This is a genomic window from Halomonas sp. WWR20 (assembly GCF_054602495.1).
Window position 1 is genome coordinate 696514 of the sequence record NZ_JBTRHR010000001.1, and the last position, 18915, is coordinate 715428.

Sequence of the window (18915 nt, forward strand, 5' to 3'; positions counted from 1 at the left end):
CTCGGCTTCGCCCGTCAGGCTGGAGCCGATCACGCTTTGTGGATGCTCGGACCCCGTTCCTCGGGTTATCCTCGCCAGGTATTCCCTTCCCGGCCAAGGAGAGCCCACATGTCCCAGCAAGTCCCCGTCGTCTTCATCACCGGCGCCACTTCCGGCTTCGGCCGTGCCTGCGCCCATCGCTTTGCCCAGGCCGGCTGGGCACTGGTCCTTACCGGACGCCGCCAGGAGCGGCTCGACGAACTCAAGCGCCAACTCGGCCAATCGACGCCCGTGCATATCGCCCGGCTCGACGTGCGCGATGCCGACGCGGTCAAGCAGATAGTGGCGGAGTTGCCCGAGGAGTTTCGCCAGGTCAGGGCACTGATCAACAACGCCGGACTGGCATTGGGCAAGGACCCGGCCCAGAGCGCCAATCTCGATGATTGGCATACCATGATCGACACCAATATCACGGGCCTGGTCAATGTCACGCATGCCCTGCTGCCCCGCCTGGTCGAAACCGGTACCGGCGCCAGTGTCGTCAACCTGGGCTCGGTGGCCGGTCAGTGGCCCTATCCCGGCGGGCACGTCTATGGCGCCTCGAAGGCCTTCGTGCAGCAGTTTTCCTATAACCTGCGCTGCGATTTGCTGGGTACCGGCGTACGCGTGACCGATATCGCCCCCGGCATGTCGGAAAGCGAATTCACTTTGGTGCGCATGAAGGGCGATCAGCAGGCCTATGACAAGCTGTATGGCGACACTACGCCGCTGCAGCCCGAAGACATCGCCGAACAGATCTTTTACGTCGCGACGTTACCTGCTCATATCAACATCAACCGACTCGAAGTCATGCCGGTACGTCAGGCATGGTCGAACTTCGCCGTCGATCGCGACTGACATTGGCATCCCGACACAAAGACACCGGCCTTAGCCGGTGTCTTATCTGATCGCGGCAGCTCGGCTCAGCCGAATACTACCTTGGCGACATCCTTGTAAACTTTGGCGAAATGTACCGTGACGCCCTCCTTGAGATAATCGGGCAGCTCATCGAAGTCGCGCTTGTTGGCCTCGGGCAGGATCAACTCGAAGATATCGCTGCGGCGCGCGGCGATGACCTTTTCGCGAATCCCGCCCACCGGCAGCACTTGACCGGTCAGGGTCAACTCGCCGGTCATGGCCAACGACCGGTCAATCTCCTGGCCCTTGGCCAACGACATCAGCGCGGTGGTCATGGTCACACCCGCCGAAGGGCCATCCTTGGGTGTGGCACCTTCCGGCACATGCAGATGGATGAAAGCTTCATTGAAGTATTCGGCATTGGCGCCGTATTCCTTCAGATGTCCTTGCGTATAGCTGTAGGCGATATTGGCCGATTCCTGCATCACGTCGCCAAGCTTGCCGGTGAGTTTGATCCCCCGGCTGAGCGTATGCACTTTGGTAGCCTCGATGGGCAGTGTCGCCCCACCCATGGCCGTCCAGGCCAGGCCGGTGACCACGCCAACACCGCGCAGCACCTTCTCCTTGCGGAAGATCGGTGCCCCCAGGTATTCCTCGAGGTTGTTCACCGAGACTTTTACCGACGGCTCGTCACTTTCCAGCAGCTTGACCGCCGCCTTGCGCACGATGCGATGCAACTGCTTCTCGAGTTGGCGCACACCCGCTTCACGTGCATAGCCCTCGATCACCAGACGCAGCGCGGCATCGGTCAGATTGATGCGCTTCTTGGGAATCCGGTCACGCTCGAGCAGCTTGGGCCACAGATGGTGCTTGGCGATGACCATCTTTTCCTCGGCGATGTAGCCTGATAGCCGAATCGTCTCCATACGGTCGAGCAATGGCCCGGGAATGGTATCGAGCTGGTTGGCCGTACACACGAACAGCACCTTGGAGAGATCCAGGCGCACATCGAGATAGTGGTCGAGGAAGTCGACGTTCTGCTCGGGGTCGAGCACCTCGAGCAGCGCCGAGGCAGGATCTCCCTGAAACGATTGGCCAAGCTTGTCGATTTCGTCGAGCATGATCACCGGATTCTCGACCTCGACTTCCTTCAATGCCTGCACCAGCTTGCCGGGCATCGCACCGATGTAGGTGCGCCGATGGCCCTTGATCTCGGCCTCGTCGCGCATGCCGCCCACCGAGAAGCGATAGAACTTGCGCCCCAGCGCTTCGGCGATCGAGCGTCCCACCGATGTCTTGCCGACCCCGGGCGGACCGACCAGCAGCACGATGGAGCCACCGACGTCGCCCTTGAACGTCCCTTCGGCGAGGAACTCGATAATGCGATCCTTGACGTCTTGCAGGCCGTCATGATCGCGATCCAGCACCTGTCGCGCATGTGCCAGGTCGAGTTTGTCGTTCGAGGTCAGGCCCCACGGCAGCGAGGTCAGCCAATCCAGATAGTTGCGCGTCGTGCCGTACTCAGGAGAGCCGGTTTCGAGCACCGACAGCTTGTTCAGTTCGTCGTCGATACGCTCCATGACCCGCTCGGGCACGGTCAAATGCTCGAGACGGTTGCGGAAGGTGTCGACATCGTTCTCGCGGTCGTCCTTGGAAATGCCCAGCTCGCGCTGGATGACCTTGAGCTGTTCGCGCAGGAAGAATTCTCGCTGACGATCCTGCATCTGCGCATTGACCTGCTCGCTGATCTCGCTCTGCAGTTGCGCGACCTCGATCTCCTTGCGCAGTAGCGGCAATACCTTCTGCATGCGCTCCATCACCGGCAGGGTTTCCAGCACGCCCTGCAGCTCCGGGCCCTTGGCCGAAGTGATGGCGGCGGCGAAATCGGTCAGTGGCCCCGGTTCATGGGGGCTGAAACGGTTGAGATAGTTCTTGAGCTCCTCGCCATAGAGCGGATTGATCGGCAGCAACTCCTTGATGGCATTGATCAACGCCATGGCATAGGCACGTGCCTCGTCGTCCTCGGCATTGACCGGCTCCTTGGGGTAGACCACTTCGGCCAGATACGGTGGTTTGCGAGAGAGCCAACGCACCACCTTGAAACGCCGCATCCCCTGGGCGATGAATTGGATCTGCTGCTCTTCCCCCTGAACCTTATGGACCTTGACAGCGGTGCCGATGTCGGGGAAGTGGCCGTGGCTGAGGTCGTCGACGCTGGCATCCCCGACATACGCCACGCCCACGGTGTGGTGTGGCGTGTTGGCCACCCGCTCCATGGTTTCCTCCCAGCGTGAACGGTTGATGACCAGCGGCTGGACCTGGGCAGGGAAAAACGGGCGGTTGTGAATGGGCAGCAGGTAAATGCGTTCGGGCAGGTAATCACGGGTCGGCACCATGGCCCCTGACGAAGTGGCCGCCGGCTCCGGCTCGGGGCCATGTGAGGACTCGCGGCGCTGCTCGTCGAGTTCGCTGATGATGTCTGACTGATCCTGATCGCGTTCGCTCATTAGTCACCTTACGTGAGTGAGGCCGATAACCTTTGCTCATGCAATGCGGGCGAACACGGGTAAGTTCAAGTGTACGGCAGCAATGGGCGGCGGGCCGAAGCCGTCAGAGCGGCATGTCCAGAGGCCGTCCGTTAACGGTGATCCTGCCATGTGTGACGATCATGGTCAGTGTGCGCGTGTCGAGGGGAAGCCCCAGTTGCATGGCCAACAACGGCGGCGCGTTGTACCAGGTGAACTTGCCATTGAGACGCCGCGCCAAGTGATGCAGATCCTTTTCATCCGGCATGTCGCCAGGCTCCGCGGTGCGTAGATCGCGAGCGTCAAGCGTCAACTCCCCGTTGCCGCGCATCTCGACCCCGAACATGGCACTCTCGAGCTGCAGGTTGTGCAGCACCAGCCGCGGCGAATTCTCGACCATCGCCAGCAATGACGGTTCGAGGCGCTCCCACATGGCATGCTCGGCGGCGTCGGCGCTGGGCCCAGCCCAGGCCACGACATTCTGCCACTCGCGAGCCGACTGCGTGACGAATCTGCGCGCCGCGTCAGCGGCGATATTTTCGAGACCTGCATCCAGATAACCGCTAAGCAGCGTCTCGCCCGCCACGCTCAGTCCGCCTAACGCCAGATCGAGCTGGTAACGGAGCGTCTCGCCGAGCCGTGTCTTGTCGCGATAGAGCAGATTATCGAAGACGAGGGTGGGCCTCTCGAGTGAGGTCACGGTTATACGCTCAAGCTCGATGTCGTTGCGTTGTTCGAAGCCCCGGGCGTTACCCTGAAAACGCCCCTGCCAGCGGATCTCCCGAGACTCGACAAAGGCCGCATCATGGCCGGCCTGCCAGGGCGCGATGACGGCCTGCAGGGTGGCACTGCCAGTCTGCCCGGCAAGCGTGACGTGTGCGCCCCCGAAGCTTATATGGCTACTAGCATCTCGGTAGTCATAGGCCGGCACTTCGAGCGCGGCATCCAGCGAGGCATTTAGCGTTTGATACACCCCCTGCCAGTGCGGATGCGCCTCGCTTGTCAGGATGTCGCCAAACAGCTTCTGGCGGGTAGGCGCCTCTCCCACCCATAACTGCACTTCGCCTGCGAGCCGGGTCGTCAATACCCCATGCTCGGCCTGGTAGGGTAATGTCAATCTCAGCGATCGTCGGCCCTGAGGATCAACCGGCTCGAGAAGTAGTCTGCCTGTAGATTCAAACCAGCCACGTTCGACCTCGTCACGGCTAACGTGCCACTGTGCGCTGCGATCCCACTCGGAGACTTGCCGCTCAAGCTCATGCTCGAAAACGCGGCTGGACCAGGCCTGCCCCACCAGGTAGCCACCGGCGACGATACCGGCAACCACGACGCCGGTGATCCACACTGCCTTGCGCATAGACTGTCCTCGATGAGATGGAATTGCGGCTACACCTGCAGCCGATATCCAACATGCCTAGTGCAGCCAGAACCACAGGTGCATGCAACTCCAAGCGTATATACCGGCCAGCACGTCATCGAACATGATGCCGAACCCGCCGGCCACATGGCGGTCGACCCAGCGAATCGGCCAGGGCTTGATGATGTCGAAGATACGAAAGACCACGAATCCCCATAACGCCGCTTCCCACGAAAAGGGTACGGCAGCCATGGTCAGCCAGTAACCGACGAATTCGTCCCAGACGATGCCCGAATGGTCATGTACGCCCAGGTCGCGCGAGGTCTTGTCGCACAACCAGATACCCAGCAAGGCCGCCAGGCCGATCAGCCCCAGATAGCCGCCCAGGGACAGGCCTGCCAACGCCCAGTAGAAGGGGATCGCCGCCAGGGTACCGAAGGTACCAGGGGCGAAGGGAATGGCTCCGCTGCCGCAGCCGAAGGCAAGAAAATGCACGGGACTGCGCCATACGCTTGCCGGTGCACGGTTCATGACGCCTCTCCCCGGAAATGCTGCCAGCCGGCGTCTGTCAGGTCCGCGCCGACACCGTCCGTCGGCAACAGGCGCAGCCCCGCCTGGGCGGTGAATCGGCCAATCACGCTAAGCGGCAGGTCGTGAGCAGACAGACGCTGCTGGGCAGTCGCCACGGCATGTTCGGGCAATGCGATAAGCAGCTCGTAATCGTCGCCTCCGCACAACGCCGCCCGTCGCGCATCCTCGTCACCCAGAGCAGCGTCCAGCCCCGCGGCGAGGGGCAAGCGCTCAAGGTCGATTTCGGCGCCGACGTAGGAGGCTCGACAGATATGTCCCAGATCGGCCAGCAACCCGTCGGAAACATCCAGGGCGGCGGTGGCCAACCCTCGCAGAGCCTGGCCGGCCGCCAGACGTGGCTGGGGCAGCAGGTAAGCGGCGAGCAGCGGCTCGCCAAGTGCGCGTGCTCCTGTCTGCCAGGCACGCAACCCGCCATGCCCGCCCCCCAGGGTGCCGGTGACGGCCAGGCAATCGCCGGGGCGGGCGCCATCGCGCCGCATCGCCGCGCCTTGAGGCACCTCACCCTGCACCGTCACACTGATGGATAAAGGGCCCCGGGTCACATCGCCCCCTACCAGCACGACGCCGCTTTGCGCACAAAGTGCGTGAAAGCCACGCGCGAATGATTCCAGCCACGCCGGGTCGGCATTGGGCAGGGTCAATGCCATCAAGCACCAGCGCGGCCGGGCGCCCATGGCGGCAAGGTCACTCAGGCTGACCGCCAGCGCCCGGTGTCCGACGGCCTCGGCTGGCGCATCCTCGGGAAAATGCACCCCGGCCACCGAGGTATCGACACTCACTGCCAGAGTGTGCCCGGGTGTCGGCGCCAATAGCGCGCAATCATCTCCCGGCCCCAGCACGACGCCCTCTTCCTTCGCCTGAAGCTGCGCCGTTGTGAAGTAACGGGCAATAAGTTCGAACTCACTCAGCATCTGGTTCGAATCAACGCCGACGCGCGTTGACCTCGGCACTGCGCAGACGCCCCGCCAACTTGTCGAGGATGCCGTTGACATACTTGTGTCCATCGGTGGCGCCAAAAGACTTGGCCAACTCGACCCCCTCGTTGATGACCACGCGATACGGCACCTCGAGACGCCGCGACAGTTCGTACGCCCCCAAGCGCAGGATCGCCAGTTCGATCCGGTCGAGTTCCTCGAGTCGACGATCAAGCAGCGGCGTGATGGCATCATCCAGCTCGCGCTGATGGCGTGCCACGTTGTGCAGCAGATCGTGAAACAGTGCCAGGTCGGCGATTTCCATGACCTTGACCCAGTTTTCATGAACCTCAAGGTCCTCGTCGGCCACCTGGCTGCGGAACTCGGCTTCCACCGCAGTGATCGACTTGCCGGTCATCTGCCACTGGTAAAGCCCCTGCACCGCCAGCTCACGGGCAGCGCGACGTGCCTGCTGGGACTTACTGGGCTCACGGCGTTGCGGGTTCATTCGCCACCTCCGAAGCGCTTGAACAGCGAGACCATTTCCATGGCCGCCATCGCCGCTTCCGCCCCCTTGTTACCCGCTTTGGTTCCCGCGCGCTCGATGGCTTGCTCGATGGTGTTGACCGTCAACACGCCATTGGCGATAGGCGTATCGAACTCGAGCTGCAGATTGCCGAGCGAGGCATTGCAGCCGCCAGCGACATACTCGAAATGCGGCGTACCCCCGCGAATCACCGCGCCCAGCGCGATAACCGCATCGGGCTTGACCACTCGCAACGCACGCTTGACCGCCAGCGGCAGCTCCCAGGCGCCCGGCACATGCACGATGTCGATGTTCTCTTCATCGACGCCATGACGCACCAGGCTGTCGACAGCACCTTCCACCAAGCTGTCGACGACATGGTGGTTGAAACGGCCCACGACGATGACGTAACGACCATCGACGTCGGTATAGCTCCCTTCGACTTGAGAGATCGGCTGCATTGTCTATTTCCGGCTTGATAAGACGCGATACCGTCCACGCTACCACCTGATGCGAACGGCACGCGATTGAATATATTGGCGAGTACCCCGCGAGCACTCGCCTCCTCGAGGCGTCTTGAACCACTGGCGAGTCGCGCCCGCGTCCGAATCGGTCTACGCTCCAACGCTTGCCACAAGCGTCAACAGGCCCTGACCGGGGGGAGCCATTTTAGCGGTTAGAGACTCTCCGGGGTATCGCCACCCACCAGTTCCACCACTTCCAGATCGAATCCGGAGAGCGCGGAGAACTTCCACGGCGAACTCAAAAGGCGCATCTGGCCCACGCCCAGCTGGCGCAGTATCTGCGAGCCGGTGCCGATGGCCAGATAATTTCCGGAACCGTCGGAGTCGCTGCTGCGCGGCGCACGGCGGCGCCCCAGGAAGACGTCCAACTGCTCCTTGAAATCCTGTTTGGGACGTCCATCGTCGAGCAGCACAAAGACCCCCGCCGGGGCGGCGGCGATCTCGGCCAGCGCGCTATGCGCCGTCCAACTCTGATTGCCGGTCTTGTGCAGGCCAAGCAGGTCACGCAGGTTATCGCCGATATGCACCCGCACGGTGGTGGGCTGATCGGTATGCGGCGTCCCCTTGACCAGCGCCAGATGATGCGCGCCCTGGATGCGATCGCGGAACACATTGAGCGATAACTCGCCGAAGGCGGTATCCACCGTTTCACGCTCGACAAGTTCAACGGTCTGTTCGTTATGAATGCGGTAATGAATCAGGTCGGCGATGGTACCGATCTTGACGCCATGCTCCTCGGCAAAGCGCTCGAGCTCCGGGCGGCGCGCCATGCTGCCGTCCTCGTTCATGACTTCGCAGATCACGCCACTCGGGTCGAGCCCGGCCATTGCGGCCAGATCGCAAGCCGCCTCGGTATGCCCGGCACGACGCAGTACACCGCCTGGCTCGGCCATTAGCGGAAAGATATGCCCGGGCTGGACGATGTCCGAGGCTTTGGCGTCGCGCGCGACCGCAGCACGCACGGTCCGCGCGCGGTCCGCGGCGGAAATGCCGGTGGAAACGCCACTGGCGGCTTCGATGGAGAGCGTGAACTTGGTGCCGAAGCCCGAACCGTTGTCGCGCACCATCAACGGTAGATTGAGCCGCTCGCAGCGCTCGCGGGTCATGGGCAGGCAGATCAGGCCGCGAGCATGCCGGGCCATGAAATTGATGTGCGCGGCCTCGACCTTTTCGGCGGCCATGATGATATCGCCTTCGTTCTCGCGATCTTCATCATCCATGAGGATGACCATCTTGCCCTGTCGGATGTCCTCGACCAGGTCCTCGATGCGGGCCAGTCCCCTCTGGGGAGCCTCATGCTGTGTGGGAAGCGCCATGAATTCTCCGAATGTCTCTTGCCAGAGGGGGAAGTACCGTGGGGCACACGCGCCCACCTCTATTGTCACGGGAAATGTCGCAAAACAGCGACATCTGCGTCACTGTTTAGCCACACCCCGCCCAAGTCGGCGCTCAGAGTACCCTTCTGTCACGATACGCGCCAGTATCAGCCGCGTCGAATCCTTAGCCGACCCGCTCGGGGCGCGCAATGATACGCCAGTCGCGTCCGAAGGCGCGGATATCCTCGATCGCCAGCGGACGCTGCTGGGCCATACGCTCCAGCCCCGGCAAGGCAAACAACGGCCGGGCGTCTCCCCCCAGCAGCGTGGGCGCGACGAACAGATGCATTTCATCGATACGCTCGGCATCCAACATTGCCCCGGCCAGCGTGGCACCGGTCTCGAGCAGTATCTCGTTGCACGCCTCCTGTGCCGCCAGGTAACGCAGCAGGGCATCGAGACCGACCCTGCCATCCTCACCGGGCGGCAACTCGACGATCTCCGCGCCGGCCCGCTCCAGCGCCTCCCGACGGGGCGCATCCCGGGTGCAGGTGGCGATCAGTGTACGCCCGGGTTCACGCAGACAGGCTGCCGCCAGCGGCAGCCGCAGCCGCGTATCGACGATCACGCGCAGCGGTTGGCGACAGGTCACGTCAGCGCCATTTTCCTCTCCCAGTGCCTCGGCACGCACCGTGAGGCGTGAATTATCGAAGATGATCGACTCCACACCGGTCATCACCACGCTGGAGCGCGCCCGTAGTCGCTGGACCTCGGCGCGAGCCGAAGGACCGGTGATCCATTGCGACTCGCCGCTGGCCATGGCCGTACGCGCATCCAGACTCATGGCCATCTTCAGGCGCACGAATGGACGTCCCAGCTGCATGCGCCGAATGAAGCCGGGATTCAGCTCGCGCGCATCATGCTCCAGCAGACCCACCTCCACACCGATACCCGCCTCGCGCAGCAGCGCCAGGCCTCGCCCCGCCACCTCAGGGTTAGGGTCCTGCATGGCGACGACTACCTTTCTGACGCCCGCCTCGATCAATGCGTTGGCACACGGCCCGGTACGTCCTTGATGCGAACACGGCTCCAGCGTGACGTAGGCGGTCGCCCCCCTAGCTCGATCACCGGCGGCACGCAGGGCATGAACCTCCGCGTGCGGCTCGCCCGCACGCATGTGCCAGCCCTCCCCCACCACTTGACGGTTCTTGACCAGTACACAGCCGACACGAGGGTTGGGATGCGTGGTGTACAACCCCCGACGCGCCAGTTCCAGCGCGCGTGCCATGTAAACTTCGGGTGTGGGCTTGGTCATGATGATTCCTTGCACAAGGCTTGCAGAATACGCTCAGGACAGCGACGCGTTCAGTGGGCTTCGCCCTCTTCGCCGGGCGAGAATCCTGGCTCCTGCGCCAGACGGTCGATCTCGGCACGGAATTCGTCAAGGTCCTGAAAGCGTCGATAGACGGAGGCAAAACGGATATAAGCGACCTGGTCCAGACGCTTGAGCGCCAGCATCACCTCTTCGCCGATATGTCGGGCATTGATTTCCCGCTCGCCCCGTGCCCGCAGTCGCTGGCGGATACGCTCGACCGCCGCCTCGATGGATTCGGCACTGACCGGGCGTTTTTCCAGAGCCCGCAGCATGCCGGCGCGCAGTTTCTGCTCATCGAACGTTTCTCGCGAGCCATCGGCCTTGATGACCCGTGGCATAAGCAGCTCGGCGGTTTCATACGTGGTGAACCGCTCGCCACACACGGCGCACTGGCGGCGGCGGCGAACCTGGTCGCCTTCGGCGACCAGACGCGAATCCGTCACTTTGGTGTCGTGCGTACCGCAAAAGGGACAATGCATCGATTGAATTCCGGCGTGTTCAGGAGGAGCAAGTGAACTTTCACCGGGTCACGCCCGGCTGATGAATGTCTGCAGTGTAACGTTTCCCTCCCTGACGCGGAAACGTACTTGCGCGAAGCGCCAAGGCGAACCAAGCTTAAACAGTAAATTATTCATTTCCCAAGCCAAGGAGGACGACATGGGAATTCTCGCATGGATCGTGTTCGGTCTGATTGCCGGTGTCATTGCCAAGCTCATAATGCCGGGAAAGGATCCGGGTGGCTTCATAGTCACCATCATCATCGGCATTCTGGGGGCCGTGGTTGGCGGCTGGATCGGCACTGCGCTAGGCCTGGGCAGCGTGGACGGCTTCAATTTCGGCAGCTTCGTGGTCGCGGTTCTCGGTGCCATCATCTTGCTGGCCCTGTACCGCGTCGTGCGCCGCTGAAAATACGCCAACCGCAACGCTGAACGTTCCTGCACGCCGGCTCTTTCGAGCCGGCGTGTCACGTTATGGCATATCCTCTGCAAGACTTTCATGCGCCACGTACCGCCGCGCGCTTCCACTTGATCAGGAGATCCCGCCATGACAGCCAGCCCTTCGCCCGCACCGGCAATCGGACTCAGCGAGTCCGAGTTCCTCGAGTGTGCCGAAGCCCGCCTGAAGGAAATCTACGGCCCGCGCGCCGCAGAAGTGCTGCGCCGTGTCACGACCTTGCTGTTGCACCAACGCGGTGCCATTGAGGCCGCCCCGCGCCCCTTGTGGAGCGAGCGCGACCAGATCCTGATCACCTATGGCAATACGCTGATCGATGGCGAACGCGTACCTCTGGAGGTGCTTGACGAGTTTCTTCTCAAGTGGCTACCCGACGCCTTCAGCGGCGTTCATATACTGCCTTTTTTCCCTTGGAGCAGCGACGATGGCTTCTCCGTCATCCATTATCGGGAAGTCGATCCCGCCCTGGGCGACTGGGAGCATATTCGCCGCCTGGCCAGCCACTGCGACCTCATGGTCGATCTGGTCATCAATCACGCTTCCCGCGAGTCGCTGTGGTTCGTCGATTACCTGACCGGCACTCAACCGGGCCGTAATTATTTCATCGAGATGGATCCCGAAACGGACCTGTCGCAGGTAGTGCGGCCACGCAATTCGCCACTGTTGGTCCCCATCTCGACCCGCCGTGGGACACGCCACTTATGGGCGACCTTCTCAGAGGATCAGATCGATCTGAACTTCGCCAATCCGGATGTGCTGCTCGAATTCATCGGCATTCTGTTGTTCTACGTCCAGCAGGGTGCCCGCATCATCCGCCTCGACGCCATTGCCTACTTATGGAAGGAAGTCGGCACGCCCTGCATCCACCTGCCGCAGACGCATGCCGTGGTGCGATTGTTGCGCGCCGTTCTCGACTTCGTGGCCCCGGGCACCCTGCTGATCACCGAAACCAACGTCCCGCATCGCGAAAACCTCAGCTACTTCGGTCTCGACAGGCTTGGCGGCGAAGGCCACAAACCTGACGAAGCGCACATGGTCTACCAGTTCACCCTGCCGCCCTTGCTGGTGCATACCTTGACCAGTGGCGATGCCACGGCATTGGGTGACTGGGCCCGCTCGCTGCCGGTGCTGCCTGCAGGCTGCACCTATTTCAACTTCACCGCCAGCCATGATGGGATTGGCGTGCGGGCGTTGGAGGGGCTGCTGCCGGCCCACGACATCGAAGTGCTACTGGAGCTGATGCATCGCTTCGGCGGCTATGTGAGCATGAAAGCCAATCCCGACGGCATCGATACACCTTACGAACTCAACATTACCTATTTCGATGCCCTCAAGGGTACCCGGCGCGGTGCCGACCCCTGGCAGGTGGAACGTTTTTTATGCAGCCAACACCTGATGCTGGCCCTACAGGGCGTTCCTGGAGTGTATATCCATTCGCTCACCGCGACTCTCTCCGATCACGAAGGCGTAGAGCGTACCGGCAAGCTACGCTCGATCAACCGGCGCCGCTGGCAGCTCGACGAGCTCGACGAGCTGCTCGACAGCCGTAATACCCCGACTCGTGAGGTATTCCTGGCCTTCAGGCGGCGCCTCAAGCTGCGTGCGCAGGAGCCCTGTTTCCATCCTGAAGCCCCACAGCGCGTACTCGAGACTTCTCCGGCGCTTTTCGCCATCGAGCGCGGCCCCCTCGCCGATGGCCGCCGCCTGCTGGCGATCTACAACATCAGCAACAAGCGTCAACCGCTGCCGCTGACGGAACTCGACGAGGGTCCCTGGTTCGACCTGCTGGAAAATGCGCCTTGGACGCCGGAGGGGCCGCGTGAGTTGCGTCCCTATCGCAGCCTGTGGCTGGTACAATCCCCTCAAGTCGAATGAACCCGCCTGCGCGGGCGTGACGGTCACGCAGACAAGACGCCTTGCATGGGCTGAGCCTTAAGGGTATTGGCTATCCAAGAGTATTGGCTACAAGGGGAAAGTATGTGGCTCTCGATTATCGCCATCAGCTTGGGCGCCGCCATCGGCGCTAACCTGCGCTGGTGGCTGAGTGTGCAGTTCAACGGCAGTTTTACCCACATCCCGCCGGGCACACTGATCGCCAACCTGGCAGGCGCTTGGCTGATCGGCTTGATGATCAGCCTGTTCACACACTCTACCCTCAGTGTTGAATGGCGCCTGTTTGTCATTACCGGCCTGCTCGGCGCGCTGACCACCTTTTCGACCTTCTCGGTGGAGATGGTCACCGCCCTGCAATCCGGCAAATGGGCCATGGCGCTGCTCGGCACGCTGATTCATGTACTTGGATCGTTCGCCATGACCTATGCCGGCATCGCCACCTATACCTATTTTCGAACCTGATTCACCGCAAGCGAAGCTTGCTTGACGCAAATACACGTTCGAAAGGGGCTTCACCACTGCGGCGGACATCGAGCGCAGTCGCTTTGCTTATGCCAGGCTTTTAGACCTTGCCCAGATTATCCAGCTCCACCGCTTCATGCATACGCTCCGGCATGTCGGGAACGGCGGCCTTGACACGGTTCCAACTCGGGATGAAGGGTTTGTCGCGGGGCGAATCCAGAAACGATGTGCCGGCTTCCATGATGTTGTTGGCGAACAGCTCCACGGCCTGCTCCTCGGCATGGCGGTCGAGCTTGAGCCCATTCATGATGGCATCGTTGTCGTAGGATTCGATGAGATCCAGGGCGACACGGTAGTAAGTGGCTTTGATGGTACGGAAGCACTCGGCATTGATCTGTACGCCCAGCGTTGCCATCTTGCGGTAGATCGCCTTGGCGATGTCCAGGCTCATGCGGTTGAGTCCGCCCGATGGGTCGTCTTCCGACACCGGCTGATGCTTGTGATCGTAGTTATCGGCGATGTCCACCTGACACAACCGTTTGGTGGAATAGTTGCGATGTACCTCGGAGAGCACACCGATTTCCAGTCCCCAGTCACTGGGAATGCGGATACCATCGAGCACATCGGCACGCATCGAGAACTCTCCCGACAGCGGGTAGCGGAAGCTGTCGAGATAGTCCAGATATGGCAGCGGGCCAAAGATCTTCTTCAGCGCGCGCAGCATGGGCGTGACCATCAGCCGTGCCACCCGACCATTGAGCTTGCCGTCCGCGATACGCGAATAGTAGCCCTTGCAGAATTCGTAGTTGAATTGCGGATGTGCGACCGGATAGATCAGCCGTGCCAGCAGTCCCCGGTCGTAGGTGACGATATCGCAGTCATGCAGCGCTACTGCCTCGGCACGCCCGGAGGCTAGCACGTAGCCGCTACAGTACCAGACGTTGCGGCCCTTGCCGGGCTCGTGAGGTGAAATTCCCATGTCCTCGAGCTCGGCATCCAGTGCCTTGAGGCGCGGACCATCGTTCCATAGAATTCGGTGATGTTGAGGCAAGCGCGAGAAAAACTCGCGCGCATGCAGGAACTGTTCGCGATCGGCGCGATCCAGCCCGATGACGATCTCGGAGAGATAAGGCACACGGGCCAATTCATCGACGATATGCGCCAGCGCCGGCCCTTCGAGCTCGGAAAACAATGAGGGCAGAATCAGCCCCATGGGACGCCGCCTGGCGAAGCGGACCAGGTCGGCTTCAAGCGCCTCCACCGGGCGTCGGGTCAGGTTGTGAAAGTCGGTAATGATACCGTTCTGATAAAAGTCGCTCATGGCTCAGGTTCCCTTTGAGGTTATCGCGGCTGCGAACTCCTTTTCCCACCAGTAGGACACACCCTCGGCCCAGCCACTCGGCCCATGCTCGCGGGTACGGTACACGCTAACCGAATCGTTTAGCGGCATCGGATGGTCATGACAGCCATGGATCAGCACCGCGCGGTCCACCGTCGCCAGCAGTGGCAGGTCGTTGGGCCCGTCGCCGAGCCCCAGGGTCATGGGTACGTACCCGCGTAGCGCCGTGAAGCGCTCCAGCAGCCAGCGCACCGCCTGGCCTTTGTCGACGGCGCCCATGACATGCCAGAAACGGCCGCCCTGAATTATCCGCAGGTCGTCGGCTTCCAGGATCCGACGGAACCGCTCCAGGCTCTCCAGACTATCTTCCCATATCAGTGGCTCGCTGCCTTCGCGCTGGCAAGCCTGCTGCGCGCCCTCGCGTGACAATCCCGTCAGCGAAATGATCTCATCGAGCGACATCTCCCCCATTCCGCGAAAACGTACATCCAATCGTTCACGCAGAACGTGTAGGCGCTGGCGAATGAAATCCACGTCCAGTGCCGGCGTCTTGATCACCAGGCCTTCCGGCGCGGCGGGGTCACGATCCAACCGCGCATGCTGCCAGGCGGGAGGCAGGCCGATGACGGCACCGTTTTCGGCGATAAACGGACACTCGGTCAGCCCCAGCTCCTCGCGCAGAGCCAGCAACTCCGCACTGGTCTTGCTGGTCGTGGGAATGACCGGAATGCGCGCCGCCGCCAAACGCGACAACCAGGCGGCCGCAGGCTGCCAATCGTAGGTTTGATGATCCAGCAGAGAACCGTCGAGATCGGTGAAGATTAAAAGCGAGGACTTTTGCTGGAACGCTTGGGTCATCGTGTCACCTTATTGGGCTTGCCCCATCGGCATGCATTACGCCCGCACGAAACGGGGACCTGTACAATGAAGGTAGCACGTAGCGTGCCATTCCCACGCATACACACCCTACCGCGACCTGACGCGACAGGCATCGCTGCTTGGCGGTGCATTTATGCCATCGCCGCCGGCAGGAACGCACCTATTGGGTGCACATGGAGGCACATCCGCACGGACGTTCCGCGCGGATGATTTTCTTGGCGGCGTGCGCATGTCGACCGGCCTCTTCAAGTGCTGCGCCAGAACCCGGTCTCAAGCTCAGGAATGGTGGGCGATGGCCCGCAGGCCGGCCAGAGTCGCGGCATCACTGTCGAAATACGTTACCGTAAGTCCTACGGCTTCCAGTGCCAGCGTGTAGGGAACGCGCAGATTCTCGGCGCCGACCAGCAGTACCGAAGTCAGCGTCGGACGCGCTTCGCGCATGGCCCGCACCTCTTCGCCGATCAGTACGCCGGAGAGGAAGCTACCGACCTGTGCGGCGATCAGTCCGCTATAGAGATGCCGGCTGCGTGCCTCGAACAAGGCATGCATGACGCCCCCCGGGCATCCGGCACGCCCCAGGCCCTGACGAAACGCGGCTTCATCGAAGACCGCCTCATCACGTGCCGGCTCGCCGGGCAGCGTATGAAAGCGTACGGCATGATACAGCTCGCCGGTCATTACCGTGGTGAAGGAGGCCAAACGGCCCTCTTCCAAGCGTGCCCACTTGCTGTGCGTTCCCGGCAGGCAGCAGTCCGCCTCGCTGACCCCGGCCAGCGCCAGCGCGCCGAATGCCTGAACTTCCTCGCCACGCATGACATCGACATGCTCTGCCGTCACCACCTTGACGCCCGGCACGATCCAGACGTTGGCCAACCCCGGGGCCGGCACGATATGTGCCGCCAGATCCGCCGCCGCGACCGGCAGTTCGAGCTGAGGCGCTTCCGACCAGCCTCGGGCCGAGCCGACCATGCCCGCCAGATAGACCGGCACCTCGCCATCGCCGCGCCAGTCTCCGACATGCGCTTCGCAGTAATGGGGAAACTCCGCTGTCGCCAAGGCCCGCAGCCCTGCTTCAGAGCGACGGCTATCCACGCATTGGCCGGTATCGAGATCGACCAGGAAGGCGCGGAAGTTGCTGGTTCCCCAATCCACGGCGATCAGCTGCCGTGGGGCTTTCGAAGTCATTGATCGCCCTCATGCTCGAAGAGCGTCGACATGGTGGCCATCTCCTGCAATCGTCGCCATTCGGCGACCAGTTCCCGAGCAATGCCGCCCACTTCGGCGGACGCATGGCCCGGCATGTAGAGGTTGCTGCCGAAACCGAAGCCGCCGATCCCGACATTATGCCACTCGCCCATGTTGTCCTTGTTCACTCCGCCCACCGCAAGTACCGGCAAGTCGGTCGGCAGCACCGCACGCAGGTCCTTGAAATAACCGCATCCCAGCCGGGCAGCCGGGAACAGCTTGAGCCCTCGCGCTCCGGCCTTGGCCGCCGCGAAAGCCTCGCTCGGCGTCATGCAGCCGACCAGCGGCGCCAAGCCATGCTCGACACCGGCACGGATCACTTCCGGGTCGGTATTGGGCGTGACCATCAACGGCGCCTCGAGTGCCGCGAGACGCTCGACATCCTCAATGCTGAGCACCGTCCCGGCCCCGAATACCACATTGTCGGGACAGCGCTTGGCGATCTTCTCCAGACTCTGCCAGGCAAACGGAGAATTCAGCGGCACCTCGATCAGGCGAAATTCCGCCTCGACCAGTGCGTCGAAGACCTCCTCGATCTCCTGCGGGTGAATGCCCCGCAGGATCGCGACCAGAGGTAAGTCCTGCATAGCCGCATCCAGTGCGGCCTGGCGTGTTTCGTTCATGTCGCCTCCTGTTCGTAAAGACGGACTACCATTCGGCGATGGAGCCATCTTCATGTGTCCATACGGGGTTTCTCCAGCGATGCCCGACCTTGGCGCGCTCCTCGACGAACGCTTCGTCGATTTCCACCCCCAGTCCCGGTCCCTGCGGAATCTCGCAGAAGCCATCCTTGATCGTCAGCGCAGACTTGTCGACCAGATAATCGAGCACATCGTTATCCCGATTGTAGTGGATGCCCATGCTCTGCTCTTGGATGAATGCGTTATGGTTCACCGCATCCACGTGCAGCGATGCCGCCAGCGTCAGCGGTCCCAGCGGGCAATGCGGCGCCAGGGCCACGTCGTGACACGACGCCAGCGAGGCGATCTTCATGCCCTCGCTGATACCGCCGCAGTGCGACAGGTCGGGCTGTACAATATCGACCATGCCCTCGGCGAGCAGATCGCGGAACTGATAACGCGTGTGCAGACGCTCGCCGGTGGCGATGGGATAGCCTAGTCCGGTGGCGATGTGCTTGAGGCTCGGCAGGTGCTCGGGGAGTACCGGCTCCTCGACGAACATCGGATGATAAGCCTCGAGTTCGCGCAGCAGTGCCTTGGCCATCGGCCGGTGCACTCGGCCATGGAAGTCGATGGCAATGCCAACATCGGCGCCCACCGCCGCGCGAGCCTCGGCGACCCGTGCCACGGCTTCGTCGATCTTGGCATGCGAGTCGACGATCTGCATCTCCGGCGAGCCGTTCATCTTGAACGCCGTGAAGCCCTGCTCGACGAGCGCCCTGGCACCCTGGCCGACATCCTGCGGTCGGTCGCCGCCGGTCCAGGCGTACATGCGCATCTTGTCGCGCACCTTGCCGCCCAGCAACTGATAGACCGGCACTCCCAGATCGCGCCCCTTGAGGTCCCATAACGCCTGGTCGATACCCGCAATGGCACTCATCAGGATCGGTCCGCCGCGATAAAAGCCGGCGCGATACAGCGTGTTCCAAAGATGCTCGATGCGATGCGGATCCTGACCGATGAGATAGTCCGACAATTCATGTACCGCCGCCTCAACGGTCGCCGCCCGGCCTTCCACTACCGGCTCGCCCCAGCCGTAGCAGCCCTCGTCGGTCTCGATCTTGAGAAACAGCCAGCGCGGTGGGACTTGCCAGGTCTTCAGCTTGGTAATTTTCATGTCGTTACCTATCTAGAATAATGAATGACTCGTCACTGCGGAGGCCTTGTAGCGCGGGCGATAGTCAGACAGCCGAACATCGGCTTGGCCTGCGCATCGACCTGCCGGTCAACTGCGCCGCCTTACCGATGTTCAACGCTGCCCGACTCAACGTCGCCAGTGCCGGCGCCTTACACCAGCCACATGGCCAGACTCGGCCAGAACAGCAGGGCGAACAGCACACACAGCTGAATGGCGATGAACGGCAGCAGCGAGACGAAGATATCCTTCAGACTGATGCCCGCCGGCGCCACGCCCTTGAGGTAGAAGGCGGCCGGCCCGAACGGCGGCGACAAAAACGAC

The 18915-nt window shown here is 62.1% G+C and carries 18 protein-coding genes and 1 pseudogene; 4 read left to right on the plus strand and 15 right to left on the minus strand.

Going from position 1 to position 18915, the window contains the following annotated elements; translation table 11 throughout:
* Positions 1-108 precede the first annotated feature (108 nt).
* Positions 109-876, plus strand: a complete 768-nt coding sequence (locus ACW4DH_RS03205) for an SDR family oxidoreductase (RefSeq protein WP_459634898.1) — start codon at positions 109-111, stop codon at positions 874-876.
* A 65-nt stretch (positions 877-941) separates the two neighbouring features.
* On the opposite strand, the gene lon is transcribed toward ACW4DH_RS03205, so the two are convergent.
* The 9 genes from lon to nrdR all read right to left on the minus strand — a co-directional run bounded on the left by lon (position 942) and on the right by nrdR (position 10483).
* The gene (lon, locus tag ACW4DH_RS03210) at positions 942-3383 is read right to left on the minus strand and encodes an endopeptidase La (RefSeq protein WP_459634899.1); all 2442 of its coding nucleotides are present in this window, start codon (positions 3381-3383) and stop codon (positions 942-944) included.
* A gap of 103 nt (positions 3384-3486) precedes the next feature.
* Positions 3487-4758, minus strand: a complete 1272-nt coding sequence (locus ACW4DH_RS03215) for a DUF945 family protein (protein ID WP_459634900.1) — start codon at positions 4756-4758, stop codon at positions 3487-3489.
* Positions 4759-4815: 57 nt separating this feature from the next.
* Positions 4816-5289: a phosphatidylglycerophosphatase A family protein gene (locus ACW4DH_RS03220; RefSeq protein ID WP_459634901.1), complete on the minus strand. Its 474-nt coding sequence runs from the start codon at positions 5287-5289 to the stop codon at positions 4816-4818.
* Positions 5286-6260, minus strand: a complete 975-nt coding sequence (gene thiL / locus ACW4DH_RS03225) for a thiamine-phosphate kinase (protein ID WP_459634902.1) — start codon at positions 6258-6260, stop codon at positions 5286-5288. The genes ACW4DH_RS03220 and thiL overlap by 4 nt, the downstream gene beginning before the upstream one ends.
* Before the next feature lie 10 nt (positions 6261-6270).
* Complete coding sequence (gene nusB, locus ACW4DH_RS03230) at positions 6271-6771, minus strand: transcription antitermination factor NusB (protein ID WP_459634903.1); 501 nt, start codon at positions 6769-6771, stop codon at positions 6271-6273.
* On the minus strand, positions 6768-7250 hold the full coding sequence (gene ribH / locus ACW4DH_RS03235; protein ID WP_459634904.1) for a 6,7-dimethyl-8-ribityllumazine synthase: 483 nt from the start codon (positions 7248-7250) through the stop codon (positions 6768-6770). The genes nusB and ribH overlap by 4 nt, the downstream gene beginning before the upstream one ends.
* Before the next feature lie 215 nt (positions 7251-7465).
* Entirely contained in the window at positions 7466-8629 is a 1164-nt protein-coding gene (ribBA, locus tag ACW4DH_RS03240; protein WP_459634905.1) for a bifunctional 3,4-dihydroxy-2-butanone-4-phosphate synthase/GTP cyclohydrolase II, read from the minus strand.
* A gap of 184 nt (positions 8630-8813) precedes the next feature.
* On the minus strand, positions 8814-9944 hold the full coding sequence (gene ribD / locus ACW4DH_RS03245) for a bifunctional diaminohydroxyphosphoribosylaminopyrimidine deaminase/5-amino-6-(5-phosphoribosylamino)uracil reductase RibD (protein WP_459634906.1): 1131 nt from the start codon (positions 9942-9944) through the stop codon (positions 8814-8816).
* Between the two features lie 50 nt (positions 9945-9994).
* The gene (gene nrdR / locus ACW4DH_RS03250) at positions 9995-10483 is read right to left on the minus strand and encodes a transcriptional regulator NrdR (protein WP_459634907.1); all 489 of its coding nucleotides are present in this window, start codon (positions 10481-10483) and stop codon (positions 9995-9997) included.
* Positions 10484-10661: 178 nt separating this feature from the next.
* Here nrdR and ACW4DH_RS03255 point away from each other — a divergent pair, with 178 nt between their 5' ends.
* The 3 genes from ACW4DH_RS03255 (at position 10662) to crcB (ending at position 13313) form a co-directional block, all read left to right on the plus strand.
* Entirely contained in the window at positions 10662-10910 is a 249-nt protein-coding gene (locus tag ACW4DH_RS03255) for a GlsB/YeaQ/YmgE family stress response membrane protein (protein ID WP_459634908.1), read from the plus strand.
* A 138-nt stretch (positions 10911-11048) separates the two neighbouring features.
* The gene (locus ACW4DH_RS03260; protein WP_459634909.1) at positions 11049-12833 is read left to right on the plus strand and encodes a sugar phosphorylase; all 1785 of its coding nucleotides are present in this window, start codon (positions 11049-11051) and stop codon (positions 12831-12833) included.
* A gap of 102 nt (positions 12834-12935) precedes the next feature.
* Entirely contained in the window at positions 12936-13313 is a 378-nt protein-coding gene (gene crcB / locus ACW4DH_RS03265; RefSeq protein ID WP_459634910.1) for a fluoride efflux transporter CrcB, read from the plus strand.
* Between the two features lie 100 nt (positions 13314-13413).
* Here the strand turns inward: crcB and ACW4DH_RS03270 are convergent, their stop codons facing one another.
* From ACW4DH_RS03270 to ACW4DH_RS03295, 6 genes and pseudogenes are all read right to left on the minus strand, one after another.
* Positions 13414-14634 carry a glycosyltransferase family protein gene (locus tag ACW4DH_RS03270; protein ID WP_459634911.1) on the minus strand — a complete coding sequence of 407 codons (1221 nt, stop codon included), beginning with the start codon at positions 14632-14634 and terminating at the stop codon, positions 13414-13416.
* 3 nt (positions 14635-14637) lie between these two features.
* The gene (locus tag ACW4DH_RS03275; protein ID WP_459634912.1) at positions 14638-15510 is read right to left on the minus strand and encodes an HAD-IIB family hydrolase; all 873 of its coding nucleotides are present in this window, start codon (positions 15508-15510) and stop codon (positions 14638-14640) included.
* Between the two features lie 297 nt (positions 15511-15807).
* Positions 15808-16716, minus strand: coding sequence for a 2-dehydro-3-deoxygalactonokinase (locus ACW4DH_RS03280; protein WP_459634913.1), 909 nt, complete (start codon positions 16714-16716; stop codon positions 15808-15810).
* Complete coding sequence (locus ACW4DH_RS03285) at positions 16713-17399, minus strand: 2-dehydro-3-deoxy-6-phosphogalactonate aldolase (RefSeq protein WP_459634914.1); 687 nt, start codon at positions 17397-17399, stop codon at positions 16713-16715. Before ACW4DH_RS03285 ends, ACW4DH_RS03280 begins: the two co-directional genes overlap by 4 nt.
* 25 nt (positions 17400-17424) lie before the next feature.
* On the minus strand, positions 17425-18573 hold the full coding sequence (gene dgoD, locus ACW4DH_RS03290) for a galactonate dehydratase (protein WP_459634915.1): 1149 nt from the start codon (positions 18571-18573) through the stop codon (positions 17425-17427).
* A gap of 170 nt (positions 18574-18743) precedes the next feature.
* A pseudogene (locus ACW4DH_RS03295) lies at positions 18744-18915 on the minus strand (C4-dicarboxylate ABC transporter permease); the annotation flags it as partial.

Excerpts from the sequence above, each read along its gene's own strand:
- ACW4DH_RS03205 (WP_459634898.1), top strand. The coding sequence starts at position 109 with ATGTCCCAGCAAGTCCCCGTCGTCTTCATCACCGGCGCCACTTCCGGC.
- lon (WP_459634899.1), bottom strand. The coding sequence starts at position 3,383 with ATGAGCGAACGCGATCAGGATCAGTCAGACATCATCAGCGAACTCGAC.
- ACW4DH_RS03215 (WP_459634900.1), bottom strand. The coding sequence starts at position 4,758 with ATGCGCAAGGCAGTGTGGATCACCGGCGTCGTGGTTGCCGGTATCGTC.
- ACW4DH_RS03220 (WP_459634901.1), bottom strand. The coding sequence starts at position 5,289 with ATGAACCGTGCACCGGCAAGCGTATGGCGCAGTCCCGTGCATTTTCTT.
- thiL (WP_459634902.1), bottom strand. The coding sequence starts at position 6,260 with ATGCTGAGTGAGTTCGAACTTATTGCCCGTTACTTCACAACGGCGCAG.
- nusB (WP_459634903.1), bottom strand. The coding sequence starts at position 6,771 with ATGAACCCGCAACGCCGTGAGCCCAGTAAGTCCCAGCAGGCACGTCGC.
- ribH (WP_459634904.1), bottom strand. The coding sequence starts at position 7,250 with ATGCAGCCGATCTCTCAAGTCGAAGGGAGCTATACCGACGTCGATGGT.
- ribBA (WP_459634905.1), bottom strand. The coding sequence starts at position 8,629 with ATGGCGCTTCCCACACAGCATGAGGCTCCCCAGAGGGGACTGGCCCGC.
- ribD (WP_459634906.1), bottom strand. The coding sequence starts at position 9,944 with ATGACCAAGCCCACACCCGAAGTTTACATGGCACGCGCGCTGGAACTG.
- nrdR (WP_459634907.1), bottom strand. The coding sequence starts at position 10,483 with ATGCATTGTCCCTTTTGCGGTACGCACGACACCAAAGTGACGGATTCG.
- ACW4DH_RS03255 (WP_459634908.1), top strand. The coding sequence starts at position 10,662 with ATGGGAATTCTCGCATGGATCGTGTTCGGTCTGATTGCCGGTGTCATT.
- ACW4DH_RS03260 (WP_459634909.1), top strand. The coding sequence starts at position 11,049 with ATGACAGCCAGCCCTTCGCCCGCACCGGCAATCGGACTCAGCGAGTCC.
- crcB (WP_459634910.1), top strand. The coding sequence starts at position 12,936 with ATGTGGCTCTCGATTATCGCCATCAGCTTGGGCGCCGCCATCGGCGCT.
- ACW4DH_RS03270 (WP_459634911.1), bottom strand. The coding sequence starts at position 14,634 with ATGAGCGACTTTTATCAGAACGGTATCATTACCGACTTTCACAACCTG.
- ACW4DH_RS03275 (WP_459634912.1), bottom strand. The coding sequence starts at position 15,510 with ATGACCCAAGCGTTCCAGCAAAAGTCCTCGCTTTTAATCTTCACCGAT.
- ACW4DH_RS03280 (WP_459634913.1), bottom strand. The coding sequence starts at position 16,716 with ATGACTTCGAAAGCCCCACGGCAGCTGATCGCCGTGGATTGGGGAACC.
- ACW4DH_RS03285 (WP_459634914.1), bottom strand. The coding sequence starts at position 17,399 with ATGAACGAAACACGCCAGGCCGCACTGGATGCGGCTATGCAGGACTTA.
- dgoD (WP_459634915.1), bottom strand. The coding sequence starts at position 18,573 with ATGAAAATTACCAAGCTGAAGACCTGGCAAGTCCCACCGCGCTGGCTG.